The sequence below is a fragment of the Peptoniphilus sp. HMSC075B08 genome (assembly GCF_001815405.1).
In the GTDB taxonomy this organism is placed as follows: domain Bacteria; phylum Bacillota; class Clostridia; order Tissierellales; family Peptoniphilaceae; genus Peptoniphilus_A; species Peptoniphilus_A harei.
Genome location: NZ_KV820460.1, coordinates 40,377 through 55,187, shown reverse-complemented (window position 1 = coordinate 55,187; position 14,811 = coordinate 40,377). Strand labels below are relative to the sequence as shown.

The window sequence follows — 14,811 nt, the reverse complement described above, 5'->3', positions numbered from 1 at the left end:
TGGGTATTATAATTAAATAAAGTAGATAAAACTGTAGGCTTCTACAGTTTTTTATTTTGGAGGTGAAAAGATGCTTGACCCAGATGGCAGAAAAATTTTTTATAGCGATGGAGAAAATAATTTTGACCTTCCTCTTGACTTGATTGAAGATATTTATGAAAAAAATGAAGATGAGATAAAACTAAATTCAAGTGAAGGGTTTGAAAATCCAAAGGAAGATAAAGAAGAAGACTCAATCGATGAGACTTTTGAAGATAAGGGAGAAGCCCAAGAAGAAAGTAAAGAAGATACAGATTCAGAAGATGAAGAAGAAAATGAAAATAAAAATGACACAGGCTTAAAGGACGAAGAAAATTATGACTCTTATTACCTAGAGAGAATTGACGAAGTGGAAGAAATCTTGGAAGACATCTGCGAGTTCATACCATCTTATGCCTTTGACCATCTAAATGGTGGTATAATTCTTTCAGAGGATAAAAAATACCACGAAGAATCTCGTGAAGATGACCTCCTAATAATGGGAGAATACCAAAGGTCTATCCTTGGAAATATGATAAAAATTTATTACGGATCCTTTATGGAGATGTATAGGTATTCATCCAGGGAGAGGCTGAAGGAAAAGCTAGAAGAAGTTCTCCTCCACGAGTTCACCCACCACTTGGAATTTTTGGCAAATGAGTGGGGACTTGTCATTGAAGATAAGAAGTTTTTAGAAGAATATAGAAAAGGGAAAAATAATGAATAAATTTTTAGGATATTTTTATAAGGGGCTGGGGAAATTTTTTGACCTCATCTTGACCCTCTTACTTGTAATAGTTAACATTGCTGTTGATCTCTTCTCGGCAGTGAGAAGATTTTTCTTGTACATAATTTCTATGGGAGGCTGCTTAATAATATTTTTGCTCCTAAATCCCTTTGCCTGGAGGGGCTTGGCAAAAAATGATTGGCTATCAACCCTAATAATCTTGGCAATATTTGTGCCCTTACTTGGTAATGTGTCTGAGTCCTTCTTGAAGTACGTCCACTATGTTGTGACAGAATTTTTCTACGACAGGGCAGACCACTATCTCCTTGGTAAGGAAAATGAATTTGAAAGTATATCTGGCTACGGAAGAGCCTACTGGGAAAAGAAGGAAAGAGAAAGAATTAAAGCAGAAGAAGAGAGGAGGAGACAAAGAGAAGAAGAGTACAGGCAAAGGTTTAAGGACTTTGGCGGCTTTACTTGGACGACTTTTGACGACTTCTCACAATTCGAAGAATTCTTTAGGCAATCAGGCTACGGTGGATTTTATGAAAATCAAGGAGGGTCTTACGGCAACAATTACGGTGGATCTTATGGTGGCTCTTCATCATCAACTGGAGGCTACGGCTTCAAAGACCAATACGAAGATGCCTGCGACACTCTTGGAATAGATTATAATGCAGATAAGTATGAAATCAAACTTGCCTACAGGAAGATGGCAAAAAAATATCACCCTGACCTAAACAAGGAAGAGGGCGCCAAGGAAAAATTCCAAAAAATAAATGCAGCCTACGAATTCTTAAACGACACAAATGTGGAAATGTATAAGAAGATGACTGGGGCAAATTAAATAAAAAAAGAAAGGACCGCGAGGGTCCTTTTTTGGTGTCTAGATTTTTAAAATTTACAACTATTTAATTTATAAGAAAAATGTTCTAACTAACTGCGAGAAATTATTTTATAATTTCTTCTGCCATCCTATAAAATTCATTTACGTCCATATCATCTCCGGCCATTAAGGCATATTGGACTCCCTTGTAGTCAAAGATTAGGTGCTTTGAAGAGTCTTCTTCTCTTTTATCTGAACCAACAGCTAGGTTAAAGAAAGGATCTTTCTTTGATCTTTCAAGTTCTTCTTTTGTTGCATCTTTTTCATCTGGTAAAATTACACTTTCCAGTCTTGAGTAATAAACTTGCACGCCCTTAATAGCTCTCATTTCATGATAAAATTGTTTATCAGTTTTTGAATTGTCGGGACGTTTGTCAATTGCAAGTAAAACTTTGTCGTCTGCTTCGTTTTTATAAGTTACTCTAATTGCCTTTCTCTTATTTAGTTTTGCTCCAGTGTCATCCATGTCTGCCATGTTAACCATTGTGATTCCGTCAAACTTATAGTCCCCTAAACTTTCTGGGGCATAGACATCGAAGCCAGACTTCTTTTCTGCCTTAGCCATGTCAGTATAGTTTGTGTAGTTATATTGAGATGATGAGGATGAAATTGTTCCAGTAATTTTTCCTGCTGCAAATACGCCCACTGAAAGGACAAGGGCAGCGGCTGCCACTAATACAAATCTTTTTTTCATTTTAAATTCTCCTTTTTCTCCTTGTGAATTGATTTCTAAATCAATTTTATTTTTAAGATAATCAGAAGGAGAAGAATCTTCAACAGACTTATTGAGTTCATTTTTTATATACTTATCAAAATCTTTCATAATAACTCTCCTTCATATTCTTCTTGTGTTTTTAAAAGTTCTTTCTTTAAATTCTTGCGAGCCCTATGGAGTCTAGACTTCACTGTACCCTGGAAGGTCTTGCAAATGATTGCGATTTCTTCTATGGAAAAGTCGTTGTAGTAATAGAGGACCAGGACTTCTCTTTCCTTTTCCTTTAGAGTCATGAGGGCATCTTGAATTTCTGATTTTTCTGCAAAGTCATCCTCTCCAAGATAGGTGGGACTTTCTTCTGCCCTATCAAGGACAAATTCATCGGGAAATTCCTTCTTCCTCTTCTTGTATCTTGTGTAGGAAGTGTTCTTTAAGATAGAGAAAATCCAAGGCCTTAGTTTTTCAAAATCAGAAAGAGTTTGTGCATTTTTATAAATTGAAACAAAAGTGTCTTGGAGGACATCTTCTGCATCTTCCTTATTGCCCAAGATCAAGAGGGCAGTCCTATATAAGACTAGGTAGTAGTCTTGGTAAAGGAGGTCAAAGGAATCCTTGTCGCCAGTTTTTAATTTTTTGAAATCTTCTTCTGTAAATTTTATTTCATGATTCATTTTATCCTCCTCTCTTAGATGCATCTACTTATAAGACTATTTAGGACCTAAAAAGGTTCATTTATTTTAAAAGTTTTTATAAAAAAAATCTCCACGCCTTGTGGAGATTCTTAGTTTAGTGTTTTATTTGATATCCAGCCCTTTATTGTGCCTTGTGAAATTGGGCTTTCAACTTCGACATGACACCAAATTCTTTGTCCTTGTTCGATTTTTGTCTCAAGGACGTAGAGTTCTGTTCCCTTGTCGAGAATTTTTAGGATGTCAGAGTCAACGCTAGGTTCGGCCCTTAGGTTGGCTTTCTCTGTTGAGACGGTCCTATAAGTGTGAAGGAGGTCCGAAGCTTTTTTTGCAGTTTCTGCTGAGTCCTTATCCCTCTCTTCCTTCTCAAAGTTTTCTTGGCTTTCCTCTGTATCTACATTTAATTTGTTAGCTTTCTCAATTTCTCTTTTTAATCTTGAAGCCCTTGCTGATTCAGGGACAACATTTAAATAAGAGTTTAAGAGCAAGAGGGCATCAGTCCTATTTACTTCATAGGATGACTTAACTTGGTCTAAAATAATATTTTCTATAGATGTAAGCTTGTCTTGGGCAGGCTTATAATTTTTTTCATCTTCTTGGATGACCTTTTTGAAGTTGTAGGCAGCGTCGATATAGTCGCCTTCATCAAAGAAGTTAGAGGCCCTTTGATAAAAGTTATCTGATGCCACAAGTTTCTTTAGCTTTTCCATCTCGTTTAAGATTTCTGGGCTAGTCTTGTCCCTTGTTGCGTCGTTGTATATTTCAAGGGCCTCTTGGTAGCTGCCAGATAGGGCAAGGCTCCTTGCGTCCTCAATCTTGCTTTTGTTTCTCGATGTCTTTGCAATATTAATTAAAAATAAGGAGACTAAGGACAAAAATATTATAAAGATAAGAGCAAAAAACATTTTCTTCCAAGGGAATTTCTTGGACTTCTTTGGGACCTCTTCATTGGTCCTGTCAATCTTTAGACTTTCCGTCGTAGGAGCAATCTTTGAAAGATTAGTTTGGGTCAAGTGGGTCTCAAGAGTTTTTAAATTTATACCATCAGTTGCCCTTGTGTTCTCGATTACATTTAAAATCTTGGAATTAATAAGGGCCTCTGTCAAATTGTTTAGGACAAAGCTCTTGTTTCTTCCACAAAACTCACACTCACTAGTTTCATCTTCGTTGATAAAACCGCAGGCACATCGCCAAAAATCCATTTGGTTTTCTCCGTAAGTTTTTATTCCCTCGCCAAGGGTTTCCTTAATTTGGGCCCTCTTCTTTTCAGGAATAACAGGAAGATTTATTTCATATTTTTTGTCATCACAAGTAATATTTTTTCCGTCGGCAGTGTATTTTGAGATGTAAATATCAATGGCCCTTGCGTCGTGAAACCTCTCGTCCAGAATAAAGGGATCTAAGAAGTATCGGGTGTAGGGTGGGATATTTACGGTTTGTTGAAAATAAAATTCACGTCCATTAAATAAATAGGACCTTTCAATGGACTTAAACTTTACTGCAAACTCAATATTAGTTACGAAAGAGTCTTGGGCATTTAGGACGTCAATAGCCAGTGCAAAGTCACCTGAAGTTAGCTCTGCATTTGCTATTTGAATTTTTTCACTTGTATTAAAGCTAAGCTTTGTTGGTAGGGTTCTAAAAAAGCTCATAAAGACTCCTTTCAAATTACCAATTAATTATATTATATTTAAAAAACTTTTACAATAAGCCGCCTATTTACTAAAATTCTCACATGACCTATAATTTAATTGGAATGCGAATTAATCTATTAAAGAATAAATATTATAAATGGAGGTAGAAATGAAAGTTTTATTGAGCCAGGGTCTGGCAAGAAAGTATGGAGAGAAAATAGAAAAACTAGGCTACAAAGTCCTAAGCTATGATGAAAAAAATCCCAATGAAAAAGCTGACTATGGCGAAGATATTTTGATTGGGGCCATAGATTTAAAAAAGATAAACTATAAGGACCACAAGAATTTAAAATATATATTTTTAACCTCAGTTGGCATAGACTTCCTTGACTTGGACTATATCAAGGAAAAGGAAATAACTCTTTCCAACAACAACGGAGCCTACGACGACCCAATAGGAGAGTGGATAGTCTATGGACTCCTACAAATAAACAAGGACGACAGAAAAAATATTGAAAATCAAAAAGAAAAGATCTGGAAGAAGAGGGCCTTTGCCTACAACCTCTATGGAAAGAAGGCACTCTTCATGGGAACAGGAACTATTGCAGTGGCAGGAGCCAAAAGGCTGAGGGGCTTCGACATGGAATTAAATGGATTTAACACCAGCGGGAGGAAGGTTGAGCCCTTTGACAATGTCTATTCACTAGAAGAACTAGATAAGATTTTAAAAGACATGGACTACATCATCATGTGCCTGCCAGGAACAGAAAAAACTCACCACATCTTAAATACAGAGAGATTTGCAAAATTAAAAGATGGAGTTGTAGTAGTGAACATCTCAAGAGGATCAACAATTGACGAAGATGCCCTAGTTGATGCAATAAAATCTGGCAAGGTGAGGGGAGCAGCTCTAGACGTCTTCGAAGAAGAACCCCTAAGCAAGGACTCAGAACTTTGGGATCTTGAAAATGTCTACATCTACCCCCACATCTCCTTTGCCTGTGAAGACCTAAGCACAAGACAATTTGCCACAGCATATCAAAACCTCAAGGCCCTAAAAAACGATGGCGACTTCAAAAATATAGTAGACTTCGACAAAGGATATTAAGAATATTTTTAAGATCAATTACAAAAAATTTGAGGTGGTTTAATGTTAGACAAAATGTATGCCCACATAGATGGGGATGAGAGAGAAAAGAAGCAAACACTTTATGCCCATCTTTTAGAAACTGGCATCGAAGCAAAAAAAATTGGCAAAAAAGTTGATATGGAAAATATCAGCTTCTTAACAGGGCTTCTCCACGATATAGGCAAGGCCAGCCTTGATTTTCAAGATAAAATCACAAAAAATTCAAATAAAAAAGTAGACCACTCAAGCTTAGGTGGTCTATTTGTCGTGAGAATTTACAAGTCAGTTTTTGAAGAAATCAATGATAGTAAAAAGAAATCTATTTTAGACTTGAGAAGTGTTTTGGAAAAAGATAGATTGGCGTTTTTAGACCTAAGCGACTATATAAATATTTTGATTTACACAATTATGTCCCACCACGGCCAGTACGACATGGTGAAGAAGAACGATGACATGGCCTATGTCTTGACTAGCCTTGATAGGCTCAAAAAAATTGAAAATTCTTCTTATAGGTTTGGGGAGAATAAAGAAGAGAGTCTTATTATTGGTGACTTTTATAAAGAAGTTGAAAAATTTTATGAATCCCGAGGTCTTTATATGAAAGATGTTTTTTGTAAGGGATTTTTAGAATATCTTGAAATAATAAAAAAATTAAAGGACTCTGCCAAAGATTACTCAGAGAAAAAAGAATCTGAGGCCCTGTATTTTTATAAGTCACTTCTCATAAGGCTTTTAGTTTCAATTCTAAAGTCTGCAGACATCAAAGACACAATAAATGCCTACGACAAGGTCATACTTGATGAAGATGTAGAAAAGTTAAGACAAGTTGAGAAACAATTTGAAGAGAACATAAATGAGAAGTACGAGTCTTTTGGAGAGCCTGAGGGAAAATTAAATATTTTAAGAAGCCAAATCTCCAGAGATATATTAATGAGATCCAAGGAGGACGAGCTTGGAATTTATAAACTAGACCTGCCAACGGGAGCAGGTAAGACCCTCTTGTCCCTTCGCTATGGAATAAATCAAATGAACTATCAAGGCAAGGAGAGGTTCTTTTATGTAACATCTTTTTTGTCAGTCCTTGAACAAAATGCTTCTGAGATGAGAGAAATTTTAAACAATGATGACTTTGTATTGGAACACCACTCCAATGTTGTCGATGATAAAGATGAGCTTGTAAATGATGACAGGGACGACAAAATAGACCAAGTAAGGAAGAAGTTCCTCCTAGATGATTGGACTTCGCCTGTTGTTTTGACAACCATGGTTCAATTTTATAACTCCATATTTAAGGGGAAGTCAGCCAACCTAACGAGGTTTAAGTCCTTCATCAATTCTGTAATTATTTTGGACGAGTGGCAGTCTATCCCAACACAATTTTTATACATGACAAACTTAGCCCTTAACTTTATGAAAATTGTAATGAGGGCGACTTTTGTTTTGTCCACAGCGACTCAACCTACAAATGCCTTAGAAGATCTTGACCATAAACTTTCTTATGGAAATTATGCTGGTCAGTGTGAAGACATTATAGACTACAAAAATTATGATTTTTCAGCCTTTGAGAGAGCTAAGCTAAAAATTTATGGTGACATAAATAAGATGTACGGTATAGAAGACATAAGAGACCTAGCCTTGGAAAACCTCGATAAGTCTAATCTAATTATTTTAAACACAAAAAAACTTGTGAGAAAGTTATATGACTTGCTTGAAAGTAATTATGATGATAAGGACCTCTATTATCTAACAACTAATTTGACTGCCAGCGATAGGTTAAAAAAGATTGGAGAAATAAAAAAGAGGCTAGAAGCTGGAGATAAGATTTGTGTTGTGTCTACTCAACTCATTGAAGCAGGGGTGGACGTGGATTTTGACCTTGTCATAAGGTCTCTTTCTGGCATGGACTCAGTAGTTCAAGCCATGGGAAGATGCAACAGGGAAGGCAAGCTTAAGTCTGCCTTCACCTATTTGATAAACTTAGATAAAAACGAAGAAAAAACTTCTATGTTAAAGGGTGTAGATGAAAGAAAGGCTGCCTGCAAATTTGCCATCAATAAGTCATCGGGAGACTTGGATTTAAAGAAACTTACAAAAGAATATTTTGAAAAACTCTATAGCAATTTAAAGAACGACCAATATTCTGATGTCTTAAAATTATTGGCTGAGAATAAAGAAGTTTCAGGTAATTTTAAAAAATTAAATAAGACAAAAAAGGAACTAGAAGATGAGTCAGGATACTTATTTGATAGTGAGAGAGGAATTTTCTTTGATTTATTTCAATCCTTTAAAGAGGCCTACAAGGACTTTGACTTAATCGAAGATAAGAATAGAAGTGTGATTGTTGATTATAAGGATACTGAAGAGGATTTAAACAAAATTAGAGAGCTTTCTTCAGAAATATATGGGCCCGATTATCTAAAAAATTTGAAAGAGCTAAAGAGAATAGTAAAAAAACTTTCGAGACATACTGTGTCTATTAAAAAGGATTTGGATTCCTGCGAAAATATTTTAGATGGATACATTTATATTCTTCCAAACTCTTATTACAATGAAAAATTTGGAGTAAGTTTCGATGAGTTTGGGCTAATGAGTCATTAAAAAAGAAAAAAGACCCTTATTAATAATAGGGTCTATCCTCAATAAAAGAATATTTCAATCCACAGCTTTCGCTGACATTTTTATTATACCAAAAAAAGTTGAATTAAAACAGTTGACAAAATTATTACTAAATAATAGAATGAATACAAAAGAAAGATGATATCGTTTTCGCAAATAGAAATCAAAGGAGGTGTTATTTATGAATAAGTCAAAATATTTTTATTCAAAAGTATATGGAGACAGAGCCCTCTTTACTTCTCCAGAAAGTAAGGCAGGGGGAGAAAAGATATCGTATGATGTGCCTACGCGAGCCGCTATACAAGGGATAATCGACGCAAATTATTTTAAACCCACAATTACAAACGTAATTGACGAAGTGAGGATAATGAATAAAATTGAATCCTACACCCAAGGAATGAGACTTCTCTTAAGAGATTATTCGTCAGAATTATCAGCTTACACATATCTCGCGAACCCATGTTATTATGTAAAATTTCACTTTGAGTGGAATGAGGACAGGGAGGACCTGAGGAATGACAGAAACTTTATGAAGCATGAGGCCATAACAGAAAGATCCCTTAAAAGAGGAGGCAGAAGACCAATTTTTTTGGGAGTTTCTGAATGCCAAGGCTACATTGAATACTTGACAGAAGAAGAGTATGAAAATGATGAAGGCTATTACGATGATACTAATTTAGGCTTTGGCCTTATGTTAGTTGGGCTAATCTATCCTAAGAAGTCTGGCGAAATGTTGAGATCAGCCTATGGACCAATCAATATGAAAAATGGAAGAATAGCCTTTCAAAGGCCTGAAGACTGTCCAATAATAAATGAAGTTTCAAACTATTCCTTTAAGGAGCCAGGCCTAACTAAGACGGTAGACCAAGAATTAGAAGACTATTAATGGAGGTGATATATTGAGTTTTTTAACTGCCTTATACAGTTCATATAACTTTGGACTCGAAAACAATTTAATAGGAGATTTAAAGGATAAATCGAATTTAATACTGCCAATTTATCACAACTCCATGAAGTCCAATGGTAAGAATATTGTAGAAATTACTATTAATAAAAAAAGCGAGTTAGTTGATGCAAAGTTTTTAGATGAAGGAGACCTTGTCATCTTTCCAGTGACAGAAGATTCTGTAGCAAGGTCCAGCGGGGTTGCACCCCATCCCATCTTTGATAACTTCGATTATGTAATCCAAGACAATACAAAAAAGTCTCTAGCCTACATCAATCAGCAAGAATCTTGGCTTAACTCAGACAGGGACGACTTTGTAGAGATTGTCCATGACTATATAGTTAAAGAAAAGGTTTTCGAAGAAATATTATCTAAACTTTATAGAGACTATAAAATCACAAAAGATAAAAATGTTGAGTACGTAGACAATTCTGAAAAGAAAGCCAAGACTGTAAAAATTGATTTTTCAAAAGTATTTTTAACTTTTGCAGTAGAAGATTATGAGGGCAAGAAAAACCTAAGCTTGTCTGAAAATAAAAACTTACAAGAAAAATTTATAAGATACACAGAAGAAAGTTTTGCCAGGGACAAGGACTCTGAAAAAATAATTTGCAACATATCAGGTAAAGAAGACTTCTTGTGCCTAAAGCATAAGTCTATAATAGGCAAATCAAAGCTTATTTCTCAAATAACGGCAAAAAAAGAAAATTTTTTTGGTAGATTTGATAAGCCTGATGAAACCGTAAAAATTGGTAAGGACTCAAGCCAAAAAATAATGCTGATGGTAAAAGCTTTGTTGGAAGGCTCAAACACTTCAAGATGGCTTGGTGAAAAAACCTATGCCATAAGTTGGTTTTCTGATGACATCCAAAACAAGTCCGGAATGGACGTGACAAAAAAATCAGAAACAAGTATTGAAAGGTCAGAAAAAACAAACTATTTAAATTTTAAAGACTTAATTCCATCTAATGAAGAATTAAGGGAAAAAGCTAAAGAAGAAGCTAAAGATACTTCTATGACTATTGCAGACAAGAGGTCTGAGGATATAGTTAAGTCCTTTACTAGTGGAAGAATTTTATTTGACGACACATCAAAATATTATATTGCTATAATTTACCAAATTAATGATGGCCGAGTTTCATTAAAATATTTTAGGGAGATGGAAGCATCAAGATTAAAAGAAAATTTAATCAGCTGGCAAAATAAGTATAGCTGGATTAGATATGATGAAGAAAAAAGAGAATATTGTGAATATACTCCTAGTCCCATCACTTTAATTAGAGCAGCTTATGGGGTTGAGAGGGATAAAGGTCTTGAAATTTCCAAAAAGAGTTTCTCAACAGATCAATACAAAAACATTTTAATGGCTATTGTTGAAGGCAGAGAAATGCCTAAAAATATTCTTCATGCCTTAGAAATTAATATAAGAAATAGGTTGAACTATGAAAAATATTGGAATTTAGTTAAATTATGTGCCTTGGCAGCTTTAAGAGAAAAGGAAGGGATTGAAAGCAATATGTTAGACAAAAAAGAAACAGATAGGTCTTACTTATTTGGTAGACTTCTGGCTATATACGAAAGAACTGAAGCTTTTACTTATAAAAAAGACGACGAAAGAATAACAAATGCTGAAAAACTTTGGTCAAGTTATTTAAATAAACCTGCTACTATGAGCATGAGACTTAGCGATTTAATCAAGCCCTATGATTTTAAGTTGCATGCAAATGAAAGAACTAGAGAAATAAGAAATATTTTGAAGAGAGAAGGTGGAGATGTGATTGACCTTATAGGGGAAAATTACAAATTCAATGGCCTAGAAACCAATAGACCTTTGAACTCGGGATTTTTATTTGGATATCAAGCACAAATTAAAGAATTAGATTACTTATACAAAAAAACTACAAGAGAAAGCGAGGAAAAAAATGATTAACAATAAGGTGGATTTTATTTTTACAATAGAAGTTTCTGGAGCTAACCCAAATGGAGATCCTCTAACAGGAAATATGCCAAGAATTGACAACAGGGGTTTTGGAGAAATCTCAGATGTTTGTTTAAAGAGAAAAATCAGAAATAGGATGCAGGACATGGGTAACGATATCTTTGTAAAGTCTCTTGACAGGAGTGACGATGGCTTTAGGTCTCTTCAAAAAAGATTTGAGAATGAATTTAGCAAAGAATCTGATGAAGAAGTTGAAAAAAGAGCCAATGAAAAATGGCTTGATATTAGGTCCTTTGGTCAAGTCTTTACTTATCAAAAAAGATCACTTGGAATAAGGGGACCAGTTTCCATATCTATTGCAAAATCACTTGATCCAATAGAAATCACAACAATGCAAATAACTAAATCCATAAGTGGAATGGAACCAGGAGCAGGAAAAACTAGAAGTGCAGATACTATGGGAACAAAGCACTTTGTTGACCACGGAGTATATTTAGTTAATGGAAGTATAAACTCTTACTTTGCAGAAAAAACTGGCTTTGATGAAGAAGATGTTGAAACTATAAAAGAATGTATAAAAACTTTATTTTTAAATGACGTATCATCAGCAAGACCAGACGGATCCATGGAAGTAAAAGATATCTTTTGGTTTAACCACTCATCAAAGGTTGGCGATGTGTCAAGTGGAAAGATAAAAGACCTATTAATTTATGATTTACCAAATGTAGAAGACCTAAAGGTAAAATATGAAGACTACAATATTAGACTTGATGAAGAAAAATTAAAAGAATATGAGGAAAAGGGCTTAAAAGTAGAACACATTCAAGGAATTTAAAATGTATCCTGAAGACGAATATTTAATGTTAAGTGGAGTCCAACATTTTTTATTTTGCAAGAGACAGTGGGCCCTTATTCATGTTGAAAATATTTGGACAGAAAACTCCTTTACAGCAGAAGGTCAAGTCATCCATACAAAGGTAGATAAACCCTTTATAAAAGAAAAGAGAAAAGACCTTATAATATCGAGAGCCATGTCAGTGAATTCCAAAAACTTGGGACTTTCTGGCAGGCTAGATGTAATTGAATTTCACAAATCAGATGAGGGAGTGGAATTAAAAAATAGGAAGGGCAAGTGGCTACCCGTAATCGTAGAGTATAAAAGAGGCAAGAAGAAAAAATACAACTACGACAATGCCCAGCTTATGGCTCAGGCAATCTGCATAGAAGAAAACTTTAATATTAAGTTAGACTACGGTTATCTTTACTACAACGAAAGAGACTTGAGAGAAAAAGTTGAATTTACAGAAGAACTTAGAGACTTAACTACAAAAGCAGCCCAAGACATGCACTACTATTATAAGAATAAGATTATCCCCAAGGCAGAAAATTATAAGAATTGTAGGATGTGTTCCTTGTATAATGAGTGCAATCCAAGGCTGACAAAGAAGATGAAAAATGTTGGAAACTATATTTATGGGGCAGAATTATGAAAAAATTACTGAACACCTTATATGTAACAAATCCTGATTACTATCTTAGAAAGGAAGGAAGAAATATTTCCATAACCAAAGATTCACAGAGAATCGCAAGGTATCCCATCCACATCTTAAAGCAAATAGTTTGTTTCAACTACATGGGAGTCAGCCCAGATCTCATGAAGATGTGCATGGAAGAAAATGTGGCAATAACATTTTTCACACCCTATGGAAAATATTGTGGAAGGGTTATAGGGCCATCCTATGGAAATATTTATACGAGAAAAAGACAATACAAGATGCAAGAATCAGAAGAATCCTTGGATTTTGTAAAAAATATAATTTATGCTAAGGCCTACAATTCTAGAAAAATTTTAATAAGAGGAAAATTAGACAATAAGGACAAGGTAGATGTCAAAAGATTAGAAGAAGTAATAGAAGCAATAAAGCTGCTTATGCTAGAAATAAAAAACTGTGAAAACAAAGATAGCGTGAGAGGTATTGAGGGAATAATTGCAAGAGGATACTTCTCTGTCTTAGATGAACTAATAATAAAACAAAGAGAAGACTTCTTCTTTATAGACAGGAGCAAAAGACCGCCAATGGATAGGTTTAATGCCCTAATATCCTTTCTCTATTCTCTACTTACCAATAACATTGCTGCAGCCCTTGAAGGAGTTGGGATTGATTCCTACGCAGGATTTTTCCATACAGACAGACCGGGAAGGGTCAGCATGGCTCTTGACATAATAGAGGAGATGCGAGCCCCTCTAGTTGATAAGTTTACACTTTCAATGATAAACTTAAACAGAATAAACAAGAATCATTTTGAAGTAAAAGAAAATGGAGCAACCCTCTTAAACGAAAAGGGCAGGCAGGTAGTTTTAGAAAATTGGAACAAGAGAGAACAAGAAGAAATCTACCATCCATTCCTAGAAGAAAATATAAAGACTGGACTCCTCCCTCATGTACAGGCCCTTTTATTAAACTCTTACCTAAGAGGAGATATAGAAGCCTATCCACCCTTTATGATAGGAGGATAAAATGCAAGTGCTAATTACTTACGATGTAGAGACGATAACGCCAGCTGGTAAGAAAAGATTGAGACAAGTAGCAAAAGTCTGCCTTGATTATGGACAAAGAGTACAGAACTCAGTATTCGAACTAAACATATATCCAGCTGACTTAGTAGAAATAAAAAATAAATTAGAGAAAATAATTGATCCCAAAAAAGATTCCATAAGGATTTATAATCTTGGAAAAAATTGGGAAAGAAGAGTGGAAAGTCTGGGAAGAGACGACACATATAACCCAGAAAAAGACTTGTTGATATTGTAAAACTTATGAGACTTGGACCTGGACATAAAAAACCTAGACCTAACTCACAAAAAACAAAGAAAAAAGAGACAAAACTCTTCCAAAAATGATTAGCTGTATTTTTTAGCAGGAGATAATGGCTAAAAAATGCAGTCGCACTCCCCGTGAGTGCGTGGATTGAAATAGACCAATCTTAAAAGATTATCAAGATAAATTTGAGTCGCACTCCCCGTGAGTGCGTGGATTGAAATTGTGTGAACTTGGTTGTTTGTGTAGACAAATGGACTGTCGCACTCCCCGTGAGTGCGTGGATTGAAATATAAAGCATAGCCTCGTCAAATCCACTCTCTTGTAGTCGCACTCCCCGTGAGTGCGTGGATTGAAATTTAAGAAAGAGGTCAAATATGGCTTAGTAACATTAGTCGCACTCCCCGTGAGTGCGTGGATTGAAATTCTTCCATCTTCAGCTAGTAATTCACTATCAAGCATGTCGCACTCCCCGTGAGTGCGTGGATTGAAATATTGTCATGACAAGAGTTGTAGCAGTAGCATTTGAGTCGCACTCCCCGTGAGTGCGTGGATTGAAATCTAATTTTTCAATGTTTTCAATTTCCCTTATGGAAGTCGCACTCCCCGTGAGTGCGTGGATTGAAATTGTGTTGACTGCATCCATAGATGCCTTAGATTTTTGTCGCACTCCCCGTGAGTGCGTGGATTGAA

At 35.3% G+C, this 14,811-nt stretch carries 13 protein-coding genes and 1 CRISPR repeat array; of the genes, 10 read left to right on the top strand and 3 right to left on the bottom strand.

Annotated features, from left to right (window positions below; all coding sequences use genetic code 11):
* The first annotated feature begins 70 nt into the window (after positions 1 to 70).
* Together HMPREF3023_RS09280 and HMPREF3023_RS08840 are read left to right on the top strand one after the other, a co-directional pair.
* Entirely contained in the window at positions 71 to 745 is a 675-nt protein-coding gene (locus HMPREF3023_RS09280) for a metallopeptidase family protein (protein ID WP_083315546.1), read from the top strand.
* Positions 738 to 1,592 carry a DnaJ domain-containing protein gene (locus HMPREF3023_RS08840; protein ID WP_070702714.1) on the top strand — a complete coding sequence of 285 codons (855 nt, stop codon included), beginning with the start codon at positions 738 to 740 and terminating at the stop codon, positions 1,590 to 1,592. The genes HMPREF3023_RS09280 and HMPREF3023_RS08840 overlap by 8 nt, the downstream gene beginning before the upstream one ends.
* Positions 1,593 to 1,695: 103 nt before the next feature.
* On the opposite strand, the gene HMPREF3023_RS08835 is transcribed toward HMPREF3023_RS08840, so the two are convergent.
* From HMPREF3023_RS08835 to HMPREF3023_RS08825, 3 genes are all read right to left on the bottom strand, one after another.
* Positions 1,696 to 2,454: a hypothetical protein gene (locus tag HMPREF3023_RS08835; RefSeq protein ID WP_070702712.1), complete on the bottom strand. Its 759-nt coding sequence runs from the start codon at positions 2,452 to 2,454 to the stop codon at positions 1,696 to 1,698.
* Positions 2,451 to 3,017 (bottom strand): RNA polymerase sigma factor, encoded by a 567-nt coding sequence (locus tag HMPREF3023_RS08830; protein WP_070702710.1) that lies wholly within the window; start codon positions 3,015 to 3,017, stop codon positions 2,451 to 2,453. The genes HMPREF3023_RS08835 and HMPREF3023_RS08830 overlap by 4 nt, the downstream gene beginning before the upstream one ends.
* Before the next feature lie 110 nt (positions 3,018 to 3,127).
* Positions 3,128 to 4,687 carry an SH3 domain-containing protein gene (locus HMPREF3023_RS08825; protein ID WP_070702708.1) on the bottom strand — a complete coding sequence of 520 codons (1,560 nt, stop codon included), beginning with the start codon at positions 4,685 to 4,687 and terminating at the stop codon, positions 3,128 to 3,130.
* A 151-nt stretch (positions 4,688 to 4,838) separates the two neighbouring features.
* Between HMPREF3023_RS08825 and HMPREF3023_RS08820 the strand changes: the two genes are divergently transcribed.
* From HMPREF3023_RS08820 to cas2, 8 genes are all read left to right on the top strand, one after another.
* Positions 4,839 to 5,777, top strand: a complete 939-nt coding sequence (locus HMPREF3023_RS08820) for a phosphoglycerate dehydrogenase (RefSeq protein ID WP_070702706.1) — start codon at positions 4,839 to 4,841, stop codon at positions 5,775 to 5,777.
* A 42-nt stretch (positions 5,778 to 5,819) separates the two neighbouring features.
* The gene (locus HMPREF3023_RS08815) at positions 5,820 to 8,396 is read left to right on the top strand and encodes a CRISPR-associated helicase/endonuclease Cas3 (protein WP_070702704.1); all 2,577 of its coding nucleotides are present in this window, start codon (positions 5,820 to 5,822) and stop codon (positions 8,394 to 8,396) included.
* Positions 8,397 to 8,595: 199 nt separating this feature from the next.
* The gene (gene cas5c, locus HMPREF3023_RS08810; RefSeq protein ID WP_070702701.1) at positions 8,596 to 9,300 is read left to right on the top strand and encodes a type I-C CRISPR-associated protein Cas5c; all 705 of its coding nucleotides are present in this window, start codon (positions 8,596 to 8,598) and stop codon (positions 9,298 to 9,300) included.
* A 13-nt stretch (positions 9,301 to 9,313) separates the two neighbouring features.
* Positions 9,314 to 11,290 (top strand): type I-C CRISPR-associated protein Cas8c/Csd1, encoded by a 1,977-nt coding sequence (gene cas8c, locus HMPREF3023_RS08805; protein WP_070702699.1) that lies wholly within the window; start codon positions 9,314 to 9,316, stop codon positions 11,288 to 11,290.
* Positions 11,283 to 12,134: a type I-C CRISPR-associated protein Cas7/Csd2 gene (gene cas7c, locus HMPREF3023_RS08800; RefSeq protein WP_070702697.1), complete on the top strand. Its 852-nt coding sequence runs from the start codon at positions 11,283 to 11,285 to the stop codon at positions 12,132 to 12,134. Before cas8c ends, cas7c begins: the two co-directional genes overlap by 8 nt.
* Position 12,135: 1 nt before the next feature.
* Complete coding sequence (cas4, locus tag HMPREF3023_RS08795; RefSeq protein WP_070702695.1) at positions 12,136 to 12,789, top strand: CRISPR-associated protein Cas4; 654 nt, start codon at positions 12,136 to 12,138, stop codon at positions 12,787 to 12,789.
* On the top strand, positions 12,786 to 13,817 hold the full coding sequence (gene cas1c / locus HMPREF3023_RS08790; RefSeq protein WP_070702693.1) for a type I-C CRISPR-associated endonuclease Cas1c: 1,032 nt from the start codon (positions 12,786 to 12,788) through the stop codon (positions 13,815 to 13,817). Before cas4 ends, cas1c begins: the two co-directional genes overlap by 4 nt.
* A 1-nt stretch (position 13,818) precedes the next feature.
* The gene (gene cas2 / locus HMPREF3023_RS08785) at positions 13,819 to 14,112 is read left to right on the top strand and encodes a CRISPR-associated endonuclease Cas2 (RefSeq protein ID WP_070702691.1); all 294 of its coding nucleotides are present in this window, start codon (positions 13,819 to 13,821) and stop codon (positions 14,110 to 14,112) included.
* 131 nt (positions 14,113 to 14,243) lie between these two features.
* A CRISPR array of direct repeats spans positions 14,244 to 14,811; the repeat unit is 30 nt; unit sequence GTCGCACTCCCCGTGAGTGCGTGGATTGAA.

What these genes read in the sequence shown, in the direction of transcription:
- HMPREF3023_RS09280 (WP_083315546.1), top strand. Translation starts at nt 71, where the DNA reads ATGCTTGACCCAGATGGCAGAAAAATTTTTTATAGCGATGGAGAAAAT.
- HMPREF3023_RS08840 (WP_070702714.1), top strand. Translation starts at nt 738, where the DNA reads ATGAATAAATTTTTAGGATATTTTTATAAGGGGCTGGGGAAATTTTTT.
- HMPREF3023_RS08835 (WP_070702712.1), bottom strand. Translation starts at nt 2,454, where the DNA reads ATGAAAGATTTTGATAAGTATATAAAAAATGAACTCAATAAGTCTGTT.
- HMPREF3023_RS08830 (WP_070702710.1), bottom strand. Translation starts at nt 3,017, where the DNA reads ATGAATCATGAAATAAAATTTACAGAAGAAGATTTCAAAAAATTAAAA.
- HMPREF3023_RS08825 (WP_070702708.1), bottom strand. Translation starts at nt 4,687, where the DNA reads ATGAGCTTTTTTAGAACCCTACCAACAAAGCTTAGCTTTAATACAAGT.
- HMPREF3023_RS08820 (WP_070702706.1), top strand. Translation starts at nt 4,839, where the DNA reads ATGAAAGTTTTATTGAGCCAGGGTCTGGCAAGAAAGTATGGAGAGAAA.
- HMPREF3023_RS08815 (WP_070702704.1), top strand. Translation starts at nt 5,820, where the DNA reads ATGTTAGACAAAATGTATGCCCACATAGATGGGGATGAGAGAGAAAAG.
- cas5c (WP_070702701.1), top strand. Translation starts at nt 8,596, where the DNA reads ATGAATAAGTCAAAATATTTTTATTCAAAAGTATATGGAGACAGAGCC.
- cas7c (WP_070702697.1), top strand. Translation starts at nt 11,283, where the DNA reads ATGATTAACAATAAGGTGGATTTTATTTTTACAATAGAAGTTTCTGGA.
- cas4 (WP_070702695.1), top strand. Translation starts at nt 12,136, where the DNA reads ATGTATCCTGAAGACGAATATTTAATGTTAAGTGGAGTCCAACATTTT.
- cas1c (WP_070702693.1), top strand. Translation starts at nt 12,786, where the DNA reads ATGAAAAAATTACTGAACACCTTATATGTAACAAATCCTGATTACTAT.
- cas2 (WP_070702691.1), top strand. Translation starts at nt 13,819, where the DNA reads ATGCAAGTGCTAATTACTTACGATGTAGAGACGATAACGCCAGCTGGT.